This is a genomic window from Desulfovibrio cuneatus DSM 11391, from assembly GCF_000430005.1.
Classification (GTDB): Bacteria; Desulfobacterota; Desulfovibrionia; order Desulfovibrionales; family Desulfovibrionaceae; genus Frigididesulfovibrio; species Frigididesulfovibrio cuneatus.
The window spans coordinates 44,358-62,912 of the sequence record NZ_AUCY01000017.1; the positions used below are offsets into that span (position 1 = coordinate 44,358).

At 55.1% G+C, this 18,555-nt stretch carries 16 protein-coding genes; 10 read left to right on the top strand and 6 right to left on the bottom strand.

Annotation, left to right across the window (positions count from 1 at the left end):
* Positions 1-225 precede the first annotated feature (225 nt).
* The 6 genes from G497_RS0105010 to G497_RS0105035 all read right to left on the bottom strand — a co-directional run bounded on the left by G497_RS0105010 (position 226) and on the right by G497_RS0105035 (position 7,279).
* Complete coding sequence (locus tag G497_RS0105010) at positions 226-1,710, bottom strand: UDP-N-acetylmuramoyl-tripeptide--D-alanyl-D-alanine ligase (protein ID WP_027187338.1); 1,485 nt, start codon at positions 1,708-1,710, stop codon at positions 226-228.
* A complete protein-coding gene (locus G497_RS0105015) occupies positions 1,707-3,227 on the bottom strand; it encodes a UDP-N-acetylmuramoyl-L-alanyl-D-glutamate--2,6-diaminopimelate ligase (RefSeq protein ID WP_245576345.1) in 1,521 nt (506 codons plus the stop codon). The genes G497_RS0105010 and G497_RS0105015 overlap by 4 nt, the downstream gene beginning before the upstream one ends.
* On the bottom strand, positions 3,224-5,221 hold the full coding sequence (locus tag G497_RS16800; protein ID WP_245576346.1) for a penicillin-binding transpeptidase domain-containing protein: 1,998 nt from the start codon (positions 5,219-5,221) through the stop codon (positions 3,224-3,226). The genes G497_RS0105015 and G497_RS16800 overlap by 4 nt, the downstream gene beginning before the upstream one ends.
* A gap of 213 nt (positions 5,222-5,434) precedes the next feature.
* Complete coding sequence (locus G497_RS0105025; RefSeq protein WP_051257851.1) at positions 5,435-5,782, bottom strand: hypothetical protein; 348 nt, start codon at positions 5,780-5,782, stop codon at positions 5,435-5,437.
* A gap of 1 nt (position 5,783) precedes the next feature.
* Positions 5,784-6,827 (bottom strand): 16S rRNA (cytosine(1402)-N(4))-methyltransferase RsmH, encoded by a 1,044-nt coding sequence (rsmH, locus tag G497_RS0105030; protein ID WP_084515998.1) that lies wholly within the window; start codon positions 6,825-6,827, stop codon positions 5,784-5,786.
* A 2-nt stretch (positions 6,828-6,829) separates the two neighbouring features.
* On the bottom strand, positions 6,830-7,279 hold the full coding sequence (locus G497_RS0105035; RefSeq protein ID WP_027187342.1) for a division/cell wall cluster transcriptional repressor MraZ: 450 nt from the start codon (positions 7,277-7,279) through the stop codon (positions 6,830-6,832).
* Between the two features lie 682 nt (positions 7,280-7,961).
* On the opposite strand from G497_RS0105035, the gene G497_RS18995 reads away from it, so the two are divergent.
* The 10 genes from G497_RS18995 (at position 7,962) to G497_RS0105105 (ending at position 18,529) form a co-directional block, all read left to right on the top strand.
* Positions 7,962-8,522: a cytochrome c3 family protein gene (locus tag G497_RS18995; protein WP_027187343.1), complete on the top strand. Its 561-nt coding sequence runs from the start codon at positions 7,962-7,964 to the stop codon at positions 8,520-8,522.
* A 12-nt stretch (positions 8,523-8,534) separates the two neighbouring features.
* Positions 8,535-9,698 carry a 4Fe-4S dicluster domain-containing protein gene (locus G497_RS16810; RefSeq protein ID WP_051257852.1) on the top strand — a complete coding sequence of 388 codons (1,164 nt, stop codon included), beginning with the start codon at positions 8,535-8,537 and terminating at the stop codon, positions 9,696-9,698.
* A gap of 108 nt (positions 9,699-9,806) precedes the next feature.
* Positions 9,807-10,772 (top strand): RnfABCDGE type electron transport complex subunit D, encoded by a 966-nt coding sequence (locus G497_RS0105060; protein ID WP_027187344.1) that lies wholly within the window; start codon positions 9,807-9,809, stop codon positions 10,770-10,772.
* A gap of 1 nt (position 10,773) precedes the next feature.
* Positions 10,774-11,346, top strand: coding sequence for an RnfABCDGE type electron transport complex subunit G (rnfG, locus tag G497_RS0105065; RefSeq protein ID WP_027187345.1), 573 nt, complete (start codon positions 10,774-10,776; stop codon positions 11,344-11,346).
* A gap of 157 nt (positions 11,347-11,503) precedes the next feature.
* On the top strand, positions 11,504-12,175 hold the full coding sequence (gene rsxE / locus G497_RS0105070) for an electron transport complex subunit RsxE (RefSeq protein WP_027187346.1): 672 nt from the start codon (positions 11,504-11,506) through the stop codon (positions 12,173-12,175).
* A gap of 34 nt (positions 12,176-12,209) precedes the next feature.
* Positions 12,210-12,782, top strand: a complete 573-nt coding sequence (locus G497_RS0105075; RefSeq protein ID WP_027187347.1) for an electron transport complex protein RnfA — start codon at positions 12,210-12,212, stop codon at positions 12,780-12,782.
* A gap of 288 nt (positions 12,783-13,070) precedes the next feature.
* A complete protein-coding gene (gene rnfB / locus G497_RS16815; RefSeq protein WP_084516000.1) occupies positions 13,071-14,033 on the top strand; it encodes an RnfABCDGE type electron transport complex subunit B in 963 nt (320 codons plus the stop codon).
* Positions 14,034-14,056: 23 nt separating this feature from the next.
* Entirely contained in the window at positions 14,057-15,103 is a 1,047-nt protein-coding gene (locus G497_RS0105090; RefSeq protein ID WP_027187348.1) for an FAD:protein FMN transferase, read from the top strand.
* A 330-nt stretch (positions 15,104-15,433) separates the two neighbouring features.
* Positions 15,434-16,846, top strand: coding sequence for an asparagine--tRNA ligase (asnS, locus tag G497_RS0105100; RefSeq protein WP_051257853.1), 1,413 nt, complete (start codon positions 15,434-15,436; stop codon positions 16,844-16,846).
* Between the two features lie 276 nt (positions 16,847-17,122).
* Positions 17,123-18,529, top strand: a complete 1,407-nt coding sequence (locus tag G497_RS0105105) for an aminopeptidase (protein ID WP_027187351.1) — start codon at positions 17,123-17,125, stop codon at positions 18,527-18,529.
* Positions 18,530-18,555: the final 26 nt, after the last annotated feature.

Here is an 18,555-nt window from a genome sequence, read left to right on the forward strand (position 1 = left end):
CATGTTCCTTTAGTCAGACGCCACTTTTGGGCAATTTTACGTACACAGGCTGCGGACCCGCCACGTGCTGTTACGGATATGTGAACTCCCCACTGAGTGGGGCGGCGCTTGGTGTAGCACAAACGCCATGCAAAGCAAGAGGTTGCCAATGATTTTTTTGAGGTGGTGACATGAGAAAGGGACCACTGGAATGCCACCAAGCTTGTAACAACGCGGGGCGTTACCCTATGCTCCAAACTGGTTGGTAAAGACCTCCACCAATCGTTCTAGCCTGTTCATGCGCGAGCCTTTGAACAAAAACACGCCATGCTTCAACTCCAGTTCTTCCAGCAAGCCAAAAAAATCCTGCCCGCCCAAAACCGGATAAAAATGTCCATGGAAGTCGCCCTGCTTCAAACCTGCCCGCACATTTTCCCCGTAACCACCCTTCCAGAACACCAGGCAGGCACCGCTGGCAGCAATGGCTTTTCCCAGCGCTTCATGGGCAGAAGGAGCAACACTGCCTAGCTCACCCATTTCCCCCAGCACCAAAACCAGCGGCACCGCGGCATTTTTTGCCATGAGCGTTGCCGCTTCAATCATACGGCTCATGGAAAGAGGGTTGGCGTTGTAGCTGTCGTCTACCAGGGTAAAAGGACCAACCTGACGCTTGGTAAAGCGCTGTTCCGGCAACGTGGCCTGGGAAAGCCCTTTCACAATGGCTTCTGGTTGCAAACCAAGCAATGTTGCCACTGCAAAAATGGCCGCAACATTTTCCGCCCCATAAGGCCCCATAAAGGGAGCAGCTACAGCCACTCTTTTGCCATCAACCTGTAAAGCATACTGCCCTGGCTGTTCCGGTACAAACCGGGCACAATAGGCAGCCTTGCCTGCCGTACCGGAAAAGGCCTGGGCAACAATACTTTTAGATTGAAGAAATCCTTCCATGGCACTCACTTCGGCCACCAAATCCGGGTAGTCCGCATTGTACAAAACAGTGCCGCCTTTTTCCACATACCGGAACAGACGTGATTTGTAGTGGGCTACCCCTTTATCGCCAAGGCCCTCAGTATGTCCGGCTCCCACGTTAAGCACCAGGGCAATGTCTGGTTCCAGCAATTGTCCAAGTTCGTCCATATCATGCGGCTGGCTGATGCCCACTTCCATAACCCAAAAGGTAGCCTCTGCTGAAGCATTCAGCATGGAAAGGGGCAACCCGATGCCATTATTGAAATTTTTACGGTTACATGACGTTTGGGCATGGCTTGCCAGCACTTGCACCAGCACATCTTTAACGGATGTTTTCCCTGCTGTACCGGTAATACCCACCACCTTGGCCAGGCTGGTTTCCCTATGGCTTTTAGCAAGGCGCTGCAAGGCAACGGTTACATTGGGCACCACCAGCACCGGGGGCATACCGTGTTCCACATTCCCCAATGCATCAACAAAGGGGTTGTGTTCCGCAACAATGGCCAGGGCACCATTTTTTGCTGCGTCCCTGGCAAAATCGTGGCCGTCTACCCGTTCCCCGCGAAAGCAAAAAAACAGGCACCCAGGAGTGACTTCCCGGCTGTCTATGGCTGCCCCTGTGGGGCATACATGGTGCAAGGCTTCAGGCAACAGGCCAGATTCCGCCAAGGCCTCACAGGCAGCTCCCCCCCAGGCGTCAGCATTTTCAAGAACAGTGCCACAACCAAGGGCAAATGCAATTTCAAGCAGGGTCAGCCTCATGCCAAAAGCTCCCGAAGAATGGTTACGTCACAAAACGGGTGCTTCTCATGGCCAATAATTTGGTATGTTTCATGCCCCTTGCCCGCCACAAGCAAGGCGTCGCCAGGGCGCGCCATGGCCACTGCCAGGGCAAGGGCCTTACGCCTGTCTGGTTCCTGCACCACTTCTACAATGCTGCCCACCCCTGTCAGCCCTGGCAGCACCGCTGCCATAATGGCTTCCGGGTTTTCCTTGCGGGGGTTATCAGATGTCAGTACGGCAATGTCGCTGAATGCAGCCACGGCCTTGCCCATAAGCGGACGCTTGGTAGCATCCCGATTGCCACCGCAGCCAAATACCGTAATAATTCGGTGAAAACCCACTTCCCGCAGGGTGGAAAGCACATTGATCAGCGCATCAGGGGTGTGGGCGTAGTCCACAAAGGCGCTAATTCCCTGGGCGCTAGGCACCCGTTGCAGCCGCCCCGGCACACCGGGAAAATGGGAAAGGGTCTGAAACAGTGCCGCATCAAAGCCAAGACCAAGCAAAACTGCCTGGGCGGCTAGCAGGTTGGAAGCATTAAACGCCCCCACCAACGGTGAATGAATTTCCCAGCGCTGGCTGCCAAACTGCATACCAAGACGCAGGCCAGAAGGATTGTGTTCCAGCACAGTGCCGTGCAGGGTGCGCTCGGCCTGTTCCCCAACAGGGTGGGTTAAACCAAAGCCAATGGCCGTGGGTACTTCCCGGAATAACCGCAAGCCGTGGGCGTCATCTATATTGCAGGCCAGGGTTTTGCCTGCCAGGGGAGTGCCGCCAGCTTCCGGGGTGTGGAACAGCCGGGCCTTGGCGGCAAAGTAATGTTCCATGTCCGGGTGGTAGTCCAGGTGGTCTTGCGTAAGGTTGGTAAACAGCCCCGCAGAAAAATCAATGCCCGCCACCCTGCTTTGGTCCAGCGCGTGGGAGGAAACCTCCATCACCGCATATTCCACGCCACTTGCCCCCATGCGGGCAAGCAGTGAATGCAGGGCCAAGCACCCAGGAGTGGTAAGGGGGGCTTCCTCATAATGTCCTGGCCAGCGGTAGGCCACGGTGCCCAGCACCCCGGCAGATTTTCCCGCCTGGGTTAGCAGATATTCCAGCAGGTAACTGACGGTAGTTTTACCATTGGTGCCCGTAATGCCAATAACTTTAGGCAAACCGTTATGCTTGGGAAACCCCAGGCGGGCCATTTGCCCAAGGGCTTCGCGCACGTTATCCACCGGCAGTACCTGGCAAGCAGGAAACGCCTCCAGCGCAGCACGCAGCAACGGGGCAACGGCCACACGGCACACCACGGCCACGGCCCCGGCTTGGGCTGCCTGCACAGCATACCCTTCTCCCCCGCTCAACCCTTCGGGCAACGTGGTGCCATTAGGCTGGGGGGCTGGCAGGGCTACAAACACGGTATCAGGCCCGGCAAAGCGCGAACTGTCTGTTACAGTCAATTCCCCTTGGGCAAGGCGCTGACAAAGTTGTTGCATTTCCTGGTTTGTCATATGGAAGTATCCTCCAACCACAGCACACAGCCCTGCTTGTTTTCCGGCCACGGTGAACCGGGGGTAGGCGTTTGACGCACCACAAACCCGCCCTTTCCTTGAAATTCCGGCACAACCCCCTGGGCGGAAAACACTTCCGCCGCTTTGCTCACCCCAAGGCCAATGACGTCTGGCACCGTGGCTGAGGGTTTGGAAGAAACAACACGGCGCATTACCCGGCGCTGGGGCTTTTGCTCCACTGAAACAGGACCAGCAGCAGTTTGCAAATCGGTTTCAGCCTGGGCTGTGGCATTTTCAGCACCAGGTGTTTTGGCTGCCTCGTTCTTGCCAAAGGCTTTTTTGCGGCGTTGTTGTTCCTTTTCTGCCACGGCTTTTACCAGCGGGTCGTCAGAATCTGGCAGCAACCCATGGTAGGCCATGGTGCGCAGGGCCACATCGCGGAACACAGGGGCGGCAATAATACCACCGTACTGGTTCTTGGTGGGTTCATCCATAAGCACACACACAAGGTAGCGGGGCTGGTTAATGGGCAACATGCCCACAAAAGAACCTACGCGGCCAGAACCGTATTTGCCGGAACGGTCTGCCTTTTGCGCTGTGCCTGTTTTCCCCCCCACAATGATGCCGGGAATACGCGCAGCCTTGCCTGTGCCCCCTTCTTCTTCCACCACCTCACGCAGCATGGCGCGCACCTGACGCATGGTTTCCGGTGAAAAAATGCGCTCTGCATCTTTTCCTTTCTCTGCCACGGGCTTACCATCAGTAGAACCATCTTCCTGGTTTTGGGAAGCGGGATCATTGATAACAAGACGCAATTTTTTGTCCACACCATCGTTGGCAAGGTACAGGTAAGCCTGGGCCATTTGGGCAAGCGTAGCGGAAAAGCTTTGGCCGAAAGAGGCTGTGGCGGTATCAATTTCATGCCATTTGCTGGCCGGGCGCAAAATACCACGCGACTGCCCGGCAAGGGGCAAATCAGTAACCTGACCAAAACCAAGGCGACGCAGGTAATTATAATACCGCTCCGCCCCAAGTTTGAAACCGATTTTAGCCACCCCAATGTTGCTGGAAACGTGCAAAATTTTGCTCACCAGCAGTGCGCCGTAGGAGTGCGTGTCATGAATAGTGTAGCTGCCAAACTTCCATTTACCGTTTTCACAGAAAATTTCCGTTGTGGGGGTGACCACCTTTTCTTCAAGAGCAGAAGCAATAAGGAATGATTTGATGGTGGAACCTTGTTCCAGGGCATCGGTAGCCAGACGGTTTTTACGCACGGCTTCGGTAAAATCCCCTGGCTTGTTGGGGTCGAAAAACGGGTACTGCGCCCAGGCCAGAATATCCCCTGTGGGCACGTCCACCACAAGGCAGCCGCCCCATTTGGCACCGTACTTTTCCACCCCTTCGGCCAGGGCTTCTTCTGCAATGAATTGTACCTGGGAATCAATGGTCAGGCGGATGTCGTCACCGCGCAGGTCACTGATATCACCCCCGGTGCTGCCAAGCCGCCGCCCCACAGCGTCGCGCTGAATAATCTGGCGAATGCGCGAGGCGCTTAAGGTTTCTTCCAGGGCTTTTTCCAACCCTTCAATGCCCTTATCGTCCACGTTCACAAACCCAAGCAATTGCCCTGCCAGGGTTTTGTAGGGGTAAATACGCTCAAACTCCGGGGAAAGGCCAATGCCTGGCAAGGAAGCTTCCTTCACCTGCTTTGCCACGGTGTCATTCACTTTCCGCACAATCCACACGAAGCGCTTGCGCGGGTCCAGCAACTTTTCTACCCGGCCAGGTTCCACTTCAAGTATTTTTGAAAGTACCGCTACGGTGGTGGCCTTGTCTTGCACCAGTTGGGGGTTTGCCCAAATGGAAGAACTGTCCACACTGCGGGCAAGGTAGTTACCATTTCTATCGAGAATGCTCCCGCGCACTCCCACCAGGGTTTCCTTGGCGGTGTGCTGGCGGGTTGCCTTGGCTGCTAGGTCTTCCCCCATAATCACTTGCAATTCAAAGGCTCTGTACCACAACGCAACAAACAATATGCTAAATAAAATACCAACAAGCCAAAGCCGCCGCACGCTGCTTTCTACAGGTGCTCTGGGGGCTTCAGCCTTTGTTCTGTTTGCTGTTTGGGCACGGGAGGGGCGTTTTGCCTCTCGGGAGGGACGTTTCGTCTCTCGGGGGGGGCGTCGCTTCAAAAAAACCATTGGTATTTACTTTCCTTGCAAGGATGTTTTGTTTGCAGCAGGGGAAGGGTCCATGCGCCGAATTTGCCCTGGTTTGGCAATTTGCAGCCCCATGGTTGCCGCCCTGTTACCCAGTTGCTGGGGGGAAAGCAGGTGGTCTCGCTCCACCAGCAATTTGCTTTGCAATTCCCAACGGGCGTCTACTTCATTTTGCAACGTCTGTACGCTGTACGCCAGTTTTGTACGCTCAATGTTCAACCATACCAAAAAAAGAGCCAGGGCAAGAAAAAACAACACAGCAAGCACCAGGGGTAAAATGCCCCTGTGGTCAGCCCCTGTGGCCTCGGCTTCTGGCTGCAACTGCTTAAGGGCCATACTACACCCGTTCCGCCACACGTAACTTAGCTGAAGAAGCGCGTGGGTTTGCCGCAGCTTCCGCCGGTGCGGCGCACACAGGCTTGCGGGTAAGCACCTGTAAGGTGGGCACCTTGCTGCACGCACACACCGGAATGTGCGGTGGGCATACGCAGGCTATTGCTTCATCACGGTAAAAATGCTTTACGATGCGGTCTTCAAGGGAGTGGAAGGTAATAACAGCCACCCGCCCCCCTGGGCGCAAACGCGGCACAATGCCATGCAAAAATCGCTCAAGTTCGCCCAATTCGTCATTTACCACCATGCGCAAGGCCTGAAAGGTGCGCGTTGCGGGGTGGTTGCGGGCCTTGGCACGCCACTTTGCCGGGTAAGCTTGTTCCACCACACGGGCAAGGTGGGCTGTTGTTTCAATGGGGCCTATGCTGCGGGCATCATCAATGGCCCGTGCAATTTTCCCTGCCATGGGCTCTTCCCCATATTCCGCAATAACCTGGGCAAGGCGGGCCACCGGGGCCTTGTTCACAAAAACGGCAGCATTTTGCCCAGCGCCCGTGTCCATGCGCATATCCAGGGGGCCATCATGCACAAAGCTGAACCCACGCTCTGCCGTGTCAATTTGCAGGGAAGAAACACCAATATCCACCAGAGCAAAGTCCACCAAGTCCCACCCGACTTCGTCCAGGGCTTCTTCCACCTGAGAAAAACAGCGGTGCATGGTGCGCACTTGCCCTGCGTATGCGGAAAGACGCTGCGCCGCTAAAGAAATAGCTTGTGTATCCCTATCCAGAGCCAACAAGGAAGCGTCGGTAAAGCCCTGGGCCGTGGCCCGCCCCAGCAAGCCGGAAGAATGCCCCCCCAGCCCCAGGGTGCCGTCCACAATGCGCAAGCCTGCGCGCAAAGGCAAAAAGGAAAGTACTTCTTCATACAGCACGGGAATGTGCGCAGAACCTTGAAACAGCTCCACTGCCACCGGGGTAGTTACCGAAGTGGCTGGCGTGGCGGCTGTTTCAGCCGTGCGTGAAGAGGGAGTGCGTTTTTTGCCCATTTTTAGAATCCAAAATCGATACCAGAAGCAGCTATCTGCCCGGCAACGTCGTCAAAACTTTGTTGTAAAACTGGTGCCAGGCGTTCTGGTGCCCAAACCTCAAAACGAGGCCCCTGGCCCATAAGCACCACTTCCTTGCCAATGCCTGCATACTGCATATGTTCTCTGGAAAGGCGTATGCGGCCTTGCGGGTCCAGTTCCATTTCTTCCGCCCCGCCAAGCACCAGCCGGCGAAAATCGCGTACGCTACGGGCCGGGTTGGCAATGCGGTTTATCTTCTGCTCAAATTCTTCCCACGCAGGAAACGGAAACCCCACCACGCAGTCATCATAAGTGGTAAGCACCACTCGCCCCTCCGGGCTATGGGCTGCCACCGCACTGCGAAAGTCCGGTGTAAGCATAAGCCTGCCTTTGGGGTCTAACTGACGAAGTGAACGGCCTCTGAAATACATGCCTTGTCCTGCTCGTGTGGGAGTTGGTGTGGAAGATTCAGGGTAGGTAACAAGAAGGCGAACAGGCCTTCACTTACCACTCTTTACCACTTTTCCCCACTTATTCCCCCATTCTTGCTTCCATGTCAAGTAATTTCACCTGAAATTGGGGTGCTGCTTCCCCCTGCAAACACACACTGCCAATGATTTCACAGGGCAGCATAATAAGTGGCACTCCCTGCTATAACATGCTGTGCCCAAGGGCACTGGATGGCAAAAGCAACGGGCAGCCACGCGCATCATTACTATAGGTTAGGAAAGAACACGAAAGCCCTAGGCCGGAAGTCTGCTATGCCTTGTTCCTCCAAAACTCGGCTGATGTATGCCACAAGTACTCCCTGTGAATTCATCATCCTTTCAGACCAATCCAAAACTGCGTTTGCGAACTACGTTCATTACAGGAAGCCGCCCAAGGCTATTTTGCAATAGCTGTTATTTAGTATTGATTAAAACCCCTAATCACCGTAGTATACACCAGCAACTAGGGATATGCATTGCCACTTCCCGCCCCGGGCGGGCATACCCCTGCCTGTGCCATGGTGCCCTCTATGTGCGCCTGCACGTTCACTTTTATTTCCCTGGCTCTCCTTGTTTTTTTCCTGAAACGTGCAAGCCTGCTCTTGGTATTGCTGAAGGAGGCGTTTTGAAAAAGCAGTCAAAACAAATGGCTATTCTGGGTTTGGCGCTGGTTGCAGTGGCGCTGGTTGCCTATGCCCTGCCAACCCCCACCCCCGCGCTGCCGCACCGCATTTTGCTGCCCAACAGTGGCGGCTTTGTTGTGTTTACCCATGCTGCCCATACCAAATATGAGGCAAGCACATGCGCCACCTGCCACCACGACCTCAATATTCCTGAGCGGGAACTGAGCGACGCACAAAAGCAAGACCCCTCCAAGGTTTTTGCCTGTGCAGACTGCCACGGCGCAGCCGAAAACCCGACCTTTAAAGAAAGCCACAAGCAACGCTTTGCCAACAAAAATGACGGCGGCGCCACATGCGTGGCCTGCCACCACACGGAAAGCCTGCCCACAAGCGACGCTACCCTTTCCCCCCAGGCTGTGGCCAAGTTGGAATTTAGCGGCTGCAAGGAATGCCACGCCGAAATGCCAGGCCGCATGGATGCCTTCCACGCAAGTTGCGCTGGTTGCCATGAAAAAGTGAAAAAAGGGCCGCCCAGCAAAGCCTGCCAACAGTGCCACATGTAGGGGGAAAGCACCATGAAGTTACCGTTTATTCTTACTGTACCAGACAAACGCCCCCTGGAAGAACTGCACGGCATTACCACCCTGCTTGTTCCCCTGCGCGGGCATACCCCAGCCCCTGGCATTAAAAAACGTGTGGCCGTTGCAGCCAACACACTGCTTGCTGTGCACCCTGATATGTCCCTGGGTGAAATACACGCCCCCTGCCATGGGGTAATAAAAGATATTACAACCCGGCATATAGAAATTACCTGCTCCGAAACACCACCGGAAGGGAGTCAGCCAGTGGCCCCCGTTGACCTTTCCGGGTTGGACGAACAAGCCCTGTGCAGCGCCTTAAAAGAGCTTGGGGTTTCCGTGCGGCCCTTTACCCGACCCTGCAAAACCTTTGTTATTAACGGGCTGAACCCGGAACCGGGCATGGTGTACGCAGAAGAAGTTTTAAGCAGCCACAAGGAAATTCTGGAAGCAGCACTTGCCCTGGTCAAACGCCTTTCCCCCGCCACCGAATATGTGCTGGCCCTGCCTGCGGGCAGCCACAGCAGCCTGGATGGCGTCCGCAACCACTTTGTGAAGCCGGAATACCCCATCAGCCTGGCCCGCCCCCTTATTAAAAGCCTCACAGGCAAGGAGAGCAGCGCAGACATAACCATGGTGCGCCTGCACGACCTGTTTGGCCTGGGCCTTGTTGCCAGCTCCGGGTTGCCGCGCACCCGCACGGTTCTTTCCGTGCAAGGCCGCAACTTTCTGGTGCCTGTGGGCACCCCTGTGCAAACACTGCTGGACGCTGCCCTGGTAAGCGTAAAGCCCGGCGACACGGTGGTACTTGGCGGGGCCATGCGCGGGCAAGCGCTTTCTGTTCTGCGCCGCGGTATTGATAAAGACAGCGAAGCGTTGCTGCACATACCCGCCAAAAGCAAACCCCCGCTGGAAGATAACCCCTGCATTAACTGCGGTGCGTGCATTTATGCCTGCCCCATGCGCCTGCGCCCCAACATGCTTAGCCGTTATGCGGAATTTGAACAGTATGAAGGGTGCACCAAGGAATACCTGAACCGCTGTATTGAATGCGGGTTGTGCGGCTATGTATGCCCTGCCTGCCGCCCTATGCAGCAGTACTTCCGCAACGCCAAAAAGGCCCTGGGAATTGAAACGCTCCAGCGCAGGTTGCCGCTGTAGCCACTGCCTTACAGTAACAGCGCACCTAGCGGCAACAGACGCACAACGTAACATGCTCTGGTTTGATACCACCGCCGCATGCACGACTACGGGAAGGAGAACAGGATAATGCCTCAAACAGACATCACCTCCCTCAAACCGCTTTTTGTGGTAGAAACACCACCATACATACATAATGGCGTCACCATTCATGGTATGATGCGCGACACCTTGCTGGCCCTGGCACCAGCCATGATTCTGGCCCTTATGGCCCACGGGGTTGCGGCATTTCGGGTAATGGCCCTGGCTGCCGGGGTAAGCGTGCTGGTAGAAGCCATGTGCGTACGCATTGCTGGGCAGAAATTGCGCATTGAAGACGGCACAGCCCTTATTTCCGGCCTGCTACTGGCCTTTATGTTACCAGTCCAGGCCCCCTGGTGGCTGGTTACTGTGGGCGCTGCGCTTTCCATGATTTTGGGCAAACATGTGTTTGGGGGCCTTGGGGCAAACCCGTTGTGCACCCCCCTGGTGGGCTGGGCCTGCCTCAGCATTTCCTGGCCCAAGTACATGAACCCAAGCGCCATGGTGCTGAATACCGACTTCCTCGACCCCCTGCTACGCCTGAAATTTTTTGGCACCCAAAGCATTTCCCCGGAAACATACAAAGCTCTGCTTATGGGTGAACAGCTTGGCGGCCTTGGCAGCGTCTATATTGGTGCCCTGCTGCTTGGGGGTATTTTTCTGGTGGCCCGCAGGGCCGTGCGCTGGGAAATTCCGGTAGCCTACCTGCTTACCGTGTATGCCCTTGGCTTTTTACTGTGGCACATTGACCCTGCCCGCTACATTGCGCCAGAGCTGTACCTGCTTACCGGCAGCACTGTATTTGCCGCTTTCTTTCTGGCAACCGACCACCCCTCCTCCCCATTTTCCATATGGGGCATTGCCCTGTTTGGTGTTTTGGCAGGGGCCATGACAGTGCTTATTCGGGCCTATGGCACACACCTTGATGGTGCCCCCTTCGCCATTTTGCTGGCCAACCTGTTTACCCCGTTGCTGGACATGATTCGCCCTGTTCCCTGGGGCGGGAGGAAGTAGCATGCGTGAAATAGCAAGCATGATAGTGGTGCTTTCTGTTATTTGCGGCATTTCCGGGTTTGCTCTTTCCTACTTGAAGCAAACCACACAGCCCATTATTGAAAGCCAGGTGCTGAGATATGTCCAGGGGCCAACCATACGCAATGTGTTCCCCGCTGCCACCAACAACCCCATTGAAGAACGCAAGGAAGTGGCCCTCAGCACTGGCCTTACCACCGTGTTTCCCTTTCGGGTAGAAGGTAAACTGGTGGGGGTTGCCCTGGAAACACAGGGCAAGGGCTATGGCGGCAACATTGGCGTTATGGTGGGTTTTGATGTGCAGCGCGATGTGTTGCTTGGTATTGGCATTACCCAAATGAAGGAAACCCCCGGCCTGGGCACCAACGTGGCCCAACCTAGGTTTACCGGGCAATTCCCCGGCAAAGGGTTGGAAATAGCGTTAAAGTCTGCCGGTGGCACCATCGACGCTGTTTCTGGCGCAACCATTTCTTCCACGGGCACGGTGCTGGCTGTGCAACAGGCCGCAACGCTGTATAAAGAGCTGAAACCGCAAATCAGCCAGCTTTGGCCTTAGGGCATTGCAACGTTAAAATGCTCAGTGTACGCGTAGCGAACACTCGCCAAGCGTGCCGTTTTATTTTGCTACCTCACTGAATTCTGCGAGAAATTCAATCATCTTGTGAAGAGATGCATGGATATTTTCAAAGCCAAAATGCTCTCGGGAGGCAATTATGGCATCTATGTGGCAAGAATTCTCCAAAGGGCTATGGAAGGAAATTCCTCCCTTCCGGGTTGTACTTGGGCTGTGCCCCACCCTGGCGGTCACCAAGTCGGCGGAAAACGGGTTGGGCATGGGCGTTGCCGTTATCTTTGTGCTCGTTCTTTCCAACGTGCTCATTTCCGCCGTGCGCGGCATTATTCCCAAAAAAGTGCGCATTGTGTGTTTTATTGCCATTTCAGCCACCCTGGTGGTGGCGGTGGAACTGCTTATGCAAGCCTTCACCTACCCGCTTTACCAGCAGCTTGGCATTTTCGTGCCGCTCATTGTGGTAAACTGCATTATTCTTGGCAGGGCAGAAGCATTTGCTGCCAAAAACCCGGTGCACTTGGCCCTGGCTGACGGCCTGGGCATGGGCATGGGCTTTACCATAGCCCTTACCCTTATTGGTTCCATCCGCGAATTGCTGGGCACAGGGGGCATTTTTGGGCACAATGTCATGTGGAACGGGTTTGAGCCCTTTGGCATAATGGTGGAAGCACCGGGGGCATTCCTGGCACTTGGCACTGTAGTAGCCCTGATGAACTTTTACACAGCCTGGGCTGCACGCAGGGCCGGGCTTGAAGTACCTGAAAATGCTTCGTGCCAGGGTGGGTGTTCTGGTTGTGCCACAGGCCAACGCTAAGCAAACGCTGATTTAGCGGAATAAGGAGTACCCCATGGACTATTTCTTAATGTTCATTAGCGCAGTGTTTGTAAACAACATTGTGTTGGCGCAATTTCTTGGGCAATGCCCTTACCTTGGTTGTTCCAAGGAAAAAGGCGTTTCCATTGGCATGGGCATGGCCGTTATGTTCGTAGCTGTTATGGCCACTGCCGTTACCTGGCTTGTGCAAAAATATGTGCTGGACCCATTTGCCCTTGGCTACCTGCAAACCATAGTTTTTATTCTTATTATTGCAGGGCTTGTGCAGTTTGTGGAAATGTTTCTCAAAAAAATAATGCCCCCGCTGTACAAGTCGCTGGGTATTTACCTGCCCCTTATTACCACCAACTGTTGCGTGCTCGGCCTTGCCATTTTGGTGCAGCGCGACGCCATGGATTTCAGCACCTCTGTGCTCTACACCCTGTTTGCGACCCTGGGTTTTATGCTGGCCCTTATTCTTATGGCTGGCATACGGGAACGATTTGCCCTGTGCCGTGTACCACGCGCCTTGCAGGGAACCCCCCTGGGGCTGATTATGGCAGGGCTTATGTCTTTGTGTTTCATGGCCTTTAAGGGAATGATTTAGGGAAACGCTGAGGTATTCCGATTGGCGGCGTTACTGGCTTTTTTTTGAAACAGTCGAGGACAGAAGAGTTGACTCGGCCCGTCCTGGGCCTCAGCCTTCAGCTCCTGCTCCAAAAAAAAGCTCGTGCCCTGCCAAACCAAATACCTGAGCGTTGCCAACAAGCCATATAATTAGGACTATAGTAACAGTTACGAGCTGCAACGCACTGATAATGTTCTCACGCAGCACGGGCATGGCCCACCACTGTAGCACCACACCACGTACGAAGCTTTTTACAAAGGAAACAGCATGGTTCTTACATCCGTACTGACCCTTGCCGGCATTGGCTTAATCCTTGCTCTTATCCTTGTTGCCGCCTCCCTGGCCTTTCGGGTGGAAGAAGACCCCAGAGTGGAAGCAGTGCTGGAGGCTTTGCCCGGCGCCAACTGCGGCGGGTGTGGCTATGCCGGGTGTGAAGCCTATGCCCAGGCAGTGCTTGCCTCACCAGATGTACCCGCCAACCTGTGTACGGTGGGGGGGAACGATACTGCCACCAAGGTCGGGGAAATTTCCGGCAAAACAGTAACTGCCACTGAACCCATGATTTGCTTTCGTCGTTGCAGCCGCCATGAAGGGCAGGTGGAACACCGCTACCACTACGTTGGGGTAAACACCTGTTCTGCTGCGGCCCAGCTTGAAGGCGGGCCCTACATGTGCAGTTGGAGCTGCCTTGGCTATGGCGACTGCATGCGGGCCTGCCCCTTTGATGCCATGGTGGTGCGCGACGACCTTATTGAGGTAATTACCTCCCGCTGTGTAGCTTGCGGTTGCTGCATTAGTGCCTGCCCACGCGGCATATTGCAAATAATTCCCCAGCGGGCAAGGGTTATGTGTTTTTGCGCCACCAAAGAAAAAATGAAAAACGTGGCCGATGTGTGCTCCGTTGGCTGTATAAACTGCTTGCAGTGCGTAAAGGCATGCCCTGCCCAAGCTATCAGCTATACCAACTTCCGCATTGAAATTAACCACAATGCCTGCCTTGCCTATGGCGACAAATGTGGCGAAGCCTGCGTGGCTAGCTGTAGCCGCAAAATTCTGCGCAACATGCGTGTGCATGGGCCTGCTGGCCTTATATGCACAGATGAAGCTGCCTCTCCCCAGGAATTAGGGCAAGAACAAAAAGACGATGACGCGACACAAGAGGGAACGGATGCAAAGGCAAGCCCACTGGCCGCACAAGAAACAGCCCCACAAGGTCAACCCAAAGAGTAACTCCCGCAACAGAAGGAGAAGCTATGCTCTACCGTACCATAAATAGAAGAGCCTTTCTGCGCGGGGCAAGTGTTGCCGGGGTAGCTGTGCTTGCCGGGCAACTGGTGCCGGCCCCCCTGGCCCACGCAGCCAACGCCCTGCTCGGCAATACCACCCCCGCCATTACCCAGGAAACGTACCTGCTTATGGGCACCATGGTTACCCTTACGGCCCATGCCCCCCAACAAGAACTGGTGCTTGCCGCCTTTGCCGCAGCACAGCAGGAAATGGTTCGCCTTATTGATGTGTATAGCAGGCACACTAGCAGTTCTGCCCTTGGCACCCTGAACAGCCAGGGCAGCCTGAAAGACGCCCCCCCGGAGCTTGCCAGCCTGCTGCACCGGGCCATGGGCCTTGCCAAAATCACAGAAGGCCTGTTTAACCCTGCGGTGCAACCCCTGGTCGATTTGTTTGGGCGCAGCAGTACAGCAGCTCTCAAAGCCAGAATAAACACCCATGAACTGCACGAAGCCATGGCCCTGGCAGACCCTGCCGCTATTGCCCTGCAAGGCAAAAGCATTCGCCTGACCAGGGGGGGCATGGGCCTTACCTTAGATGGCATTGCCAAAGGTACCATTGCCGACGCAGCCAGCGCCGTGCTGCTTGCCCATGGCATAGGCAACTTTATGGTCAATGCTGGGGGCGACATTCGCGTGCAGGGCAATTCCCCCAAAGGAACGCCGTGGGTTATTGGCATTGAAAACCCCGCCCACAAAGGCTACCCGGCGGAAGCTGTGGCCCTTGCCACGGGTGCCATTGCCACCTCCGGCGGGTATGAAAATCGCTTTGACGCCATGGGTTCCACCCACCACCTGGTAAACCCCCTTACCGGGCAAAGCCCGCGCCTTGCCGGGGTTACGGTGGTGGCCCCCACTACGGAATTAGCCGACGCCCTGGCCACCGCGTTCTGCCTAATGCCCCCCACCCAAAGCATTGCCTTGTGCGCCGCCAGCCCTGGTATAGAGTGCCTGCTGTATGGCGAAAATGGAGAGCGCAGCACCAGCCAGGGGTGGCATTCGCAACTGGTATAACCCGCACGTTCTTGCACACAAAGCCCACCTATGGCACAGCAGTTTTCTTTGGAAAGCTGCTGTGCTTTTTTGAAAAAGAAAAGCCAATTTCGGTTCTGTCCCTCACAAACGTATTCATTGTAACGGATGAAATGCTTTCATCCATACAGCAGATACGCAAAATGTTCTTTGCCAAATAGGTGCCAATCAGGGTAATCTCCCCCACGGGAAGCCCCCAAATACAAGGAACTTGGCTTGCCTGGGCATGCCCGGCACATACAAACAAAGCCGCCCCATTCCTCTGATACGACAAATTTCCCCAGACCCTTGCCCAACGCTAAGGAGAATACTATGAACAGCCCGTTTACTAACCGTATCCCTGTATGCCAGGCCCTTGCGGCACAAGGCCCCATGGATACCATTCATATTTGCGGCTGGGTGCGTACCCGGCGCGACTCCAAAGGCTTTTCCTTTCTGGAAATAAACGACGGTTCTTGCCTTGCCAATATTCAGGCCATTGTAGATGAAGGCACCCCTGCCTACGCCAACATTGAAAAAGCCACCACCGGCGCTTCCGTATCCATTCACGGCAGCCTTACCGCCTCTCCCGGCAAGGGGCAAAAGTGGGAAGTGCGCGCCGCAGAAATGAGCGTGCTGGGTGAAGCAGACGCCGAAACGTTCCCTTTGCAGAAAAAGCGCCATTCCGACGAATTTTTGCGCACTATTGCCCACCTGCGCCCGCGTACCAACAAGTACGGTGCCCTGTTCCGCATTCGGTCTGAAGCCGCCTTTGCCGTACATGAATACTTCCGGGAGAACGGTTTTTTTGGTGTACACAGCCCCATTCTTACGGGGTCAGACTGTGAAGGCGCAGGGGAAATGTTCCGCGTAACCACCCTGAACCAGGATGGCACCAGCAAAGAAGGGCACAAGTCCAGCCCGCAAGAACTGTTCCAGCACGACTTTTTCGGCAAGGAATGTAACCTGACGGTTTCCGGCCAGCTTGAAGCAGAAAACCTGGCTCTGGGCCTTGGCAAGGTCTATACGTTTGGCCCCACCTTCCGGGCAGAAAACTCCAATACCCCGCGCCACGCTGCGGAATTTTGGATGATTGAGCCAGAAATGGCCTTTGCCACCCTGGAAGACAACATGCAACTTGCAGAAGGCCTGACCCGCTCCGTGGTCAAGCGGGTGCTGGAACGCTGCGCCCCGGACATTGACCTGTTCAACAAGTTTGTAGACACAGACCTGGAAAAACGCCTCACCACCCTGGTAAACGAACCCTTTGCCCGGGTGAGCTACACGGAAGCGGTGAAAATTCTGCAACAATGCGGCAAAACTTTTGAGTTCCCTGTTTCCTTTGGTACAGACCTGCAAACGGAGCATGAGCGCTTTCTGGCAGAAGAACATTTTGCCAAGCCCGTGATTGTATACGACTACCCCAAAACCATTAAGGCCTTTTACATGCGCTTGAACGACGACAACACCACCGTGGCCGCTATGGACGTGTTAGTGCCGCGCATTGGCGAACTCATTGGTGGTAGCCAGCGTGAAGACAGGCTGGACGTGCTGGAAGCGCGCATCCGGGAACTGGGCCAAGACCCTGCCCACTACTGGTGGTACATGGATTTACGCCGCTTTGGCAGCGTGCCCCATGCCGGGTTTGGCATGGGCTTTGAGCGCCTGCTTATGATGCTCACCGGGGTGACCAACATCCGCGACGTTATTCCATTTCCACGTACCCCCGGCAACCTGGAGTTTTAAGGAAACGCTGATTTTTTCCGTTTGGCTACGTTGCTAGCTTTTTTTGAGGCGGGGCAGGACCAAAGAGTCCAGCACCCGCCTCAAAAAAAAACATCGCGCCTTGCCAAACGAAAAAACTGAGCGTTTCCTCTCTCCGCTTGAATAGCGTAACATGGCGGTTTTAGCGAAGACTCACAGCATGAAATGGTTTGTCCGCTGGCAGGTAATGGCAATATCTGTTCATTGCCCTGCCTTACCCCAAACATAAAGAATCTCTCAAATAACTACGGAGCTACCATGGCAGACCACGAAATAACAGCCAAAAACTGCTGGGAAGTATACAGTTCAGAAAAAGAACGCAAAGCCATAAACACCCTGGCCCAGCACTACATTGAATTTTTAAGCACCTGCAAAACAGAACGCGAAACCATCCAGTACGCCATGGGCCGCCTTGCCAAAGCAGGCTTTACCGAAGGTCTGGGCAGCAACACCGCAGGCTTCAGCCTGCACGGGAAAACCCTGCTGGCAGTGCGCCGGGGCAAGCGCCCCCTGGCAGAAGGCATTCGCCTGCTCTGCGCCCATGCCGACTCCCCTCGCCTGGACTTAAAGCAACGCCCCTTGCAAGAGCAGTGCAACATTGGTCAGGCCAAAACCCACTACTACGGCGGCATCCGCAAATACCAGTGGCTTGCTCGCCCCTTGGCCCTGCACGGGGTGGTAGTGCTGGAAAACGGCACCACTATTCCTGTGGTGCTGGGGGAAGCCCCCACCGACCCTGTATTCACCATTGCCGACCTCTTGCCCCACTTGGCCAAAAGCCAGGCAGACCAGCCCATTAGTAAGGTGTTTGAAGGCGAGCGCCTGAACATTGTGCTGGGGCATGAACCCTTACCGACCAAAGACCAAAAGACCAAGGGCGGCAAGGAAGGCAAGGACGAAAAAACCAAAGACCCTGTGAAGGCACACCTGTTGCACCTGCTGCACCAGCGCTATGGCATTGTGGAAGAAGATTTATATTCCGCTGAACTACAAGCCGTGCCCGCTGGCCCGGCCCGCAATGTTGGGCTGGATTCTGCCCTGGTAGGTGGCTACGGGCAAGACGACCGGGTGTGCGTGTTCGCCACGCTAGAAGCCTTCCTGGAGCAGAAAGAAACCCCGGAATACACCCAGTGTGTTATGTATTGGGATAAAGAGGAAATCGGCTCAGAAGGCTCCACCGGAGCGAAGTCCCGCTTTTTTGAATACTGCATGGCAGACCTGCTTGCCGCCTGGGAACCTGCAACCCCGTTTTCCCGTATGATGATGGCAACCCGCGCCATTTCTGCCGACGTACACCCCGCAGTAGACCCGGACTGGCAAGAGCTGCATGAAAAAATGAATGCCGCCTTTATTGGGCAAGGCCCCTGCTTTTGCAAGTTCACAGGACACCGGGGCAAGTATGAAGCCAACGACGCCCACCCGGAATACGTGGCCTGGCTGCGGAACATGCTTAATAAAAAGAGTATCCCATGGCAAATGGCAGAGCTTGGCAAGGTGGACGGCGGCGGCGGTGGCACGGTAGCCATGTACCTTGCCGCCTATGGTATGCATATTATTGATTGCGGCCCGCCCATTCTTTCCATGCATAGCCCGTTTGAGCTTGCCAGCAAGGCGGATATTTACGCCACCACACTGGCTTTTAAAGCTTTTTTAGAAGCGGAATAACGATCACTGCCCGTTGGTCTTTCTCT

Coding starts and splice junctions, on each gene's coding strand:
- G497_RS0105010 (WP_027187338.1), bottom strand. CDS start 1,710: ATGAGGCTGACCCTGCTTGAAATTGCATTTGCCCTTGGTTGTGGCACT.
- G497_RS0105015 (WP_245576345.1), bottom strand. CDS start 3,227: ATGACAAACCAGGAAATGCAACAACTTTGTCAGCGCCTTGCCCAAGGG.
- G497_RS0105025 (WP_051257851.1), bottom strand. CDS start 5,782: ATGGCCCTTAAGCAGTTGCAGCCAGAAGCCGAGGCCACAGGGGCTGAC.
- rsmH (WP_084515998.1), bottom strand. CDS start 6,827: ATGGGCAAAAAACGCACTCCCTCTTCACGCACGGCTGAAACAGCCGCC.
- G497_RS0105035 (WP_027187342.1), bottom strand. CDS start 7,279: ATGTATTTCAGAGGCCGTTCACTTCGTCAGTTAGACCCCAAAGGCAGG.
- G497_RS16810 (WP_051257852.1), top strand. CDS start 8,535: ATGAAGTTACCGTTTATTCTTACTGTACCAGACAAACGCCCCCTGGAA.
- G497_RS0105060 (WP_027187344.1), top strand. CDS start 9,807: ATGCCTCAAACAGACATCACCTCCCTCAAACCGCTTTTTGTGGTAGAA.
- rnfG (WP_027187345.1), top strand. CDS start 10,774: ATGCGTGAAATAGCAAGCATGATAGTGGTGCTTTCTGTTATTTGCGGC.
- rsxE (WP_027187346.1), top strand. CDS start 11,504: ATGGCATCTATGTGGCAAGAATTCTCCAAAGGGCTATGGAAGGAAATT.
- G497_RS0105075 (WP_027187347.1), top strand. CDS start 12,210: ATGGACTATTTCTTAATGTTCATTAGCGCAGTGTTTGTAAACAACATT.
- rnfB (WP_084516000.1), top strand. CDS start 13,071: ATGGTTCTTACATCCGTACTGACCCTTGCCGGCATTGGCTTAATCCTT.
- G497_RS0105090 (WP_027187348.1), top strand. CDS start 14,057: ATGCTCTACCGTACCATAAATAGAAGAGCCTTTCTGCGCGGGGCAAGT.
- asnS (WP_051257853.1), top strand. CDS start 15,434: ATGAACAGCCCGTTTACTAACCGTATCCCTGTATGCCAGGCCCTTGCG.
- G497_RS0105105 (WP_027187351.1), top strand. CDS start 17,123: ATGGCAGACCACGAAATAACAGCCAAAAACTGCTGGGAAGTATACAGT.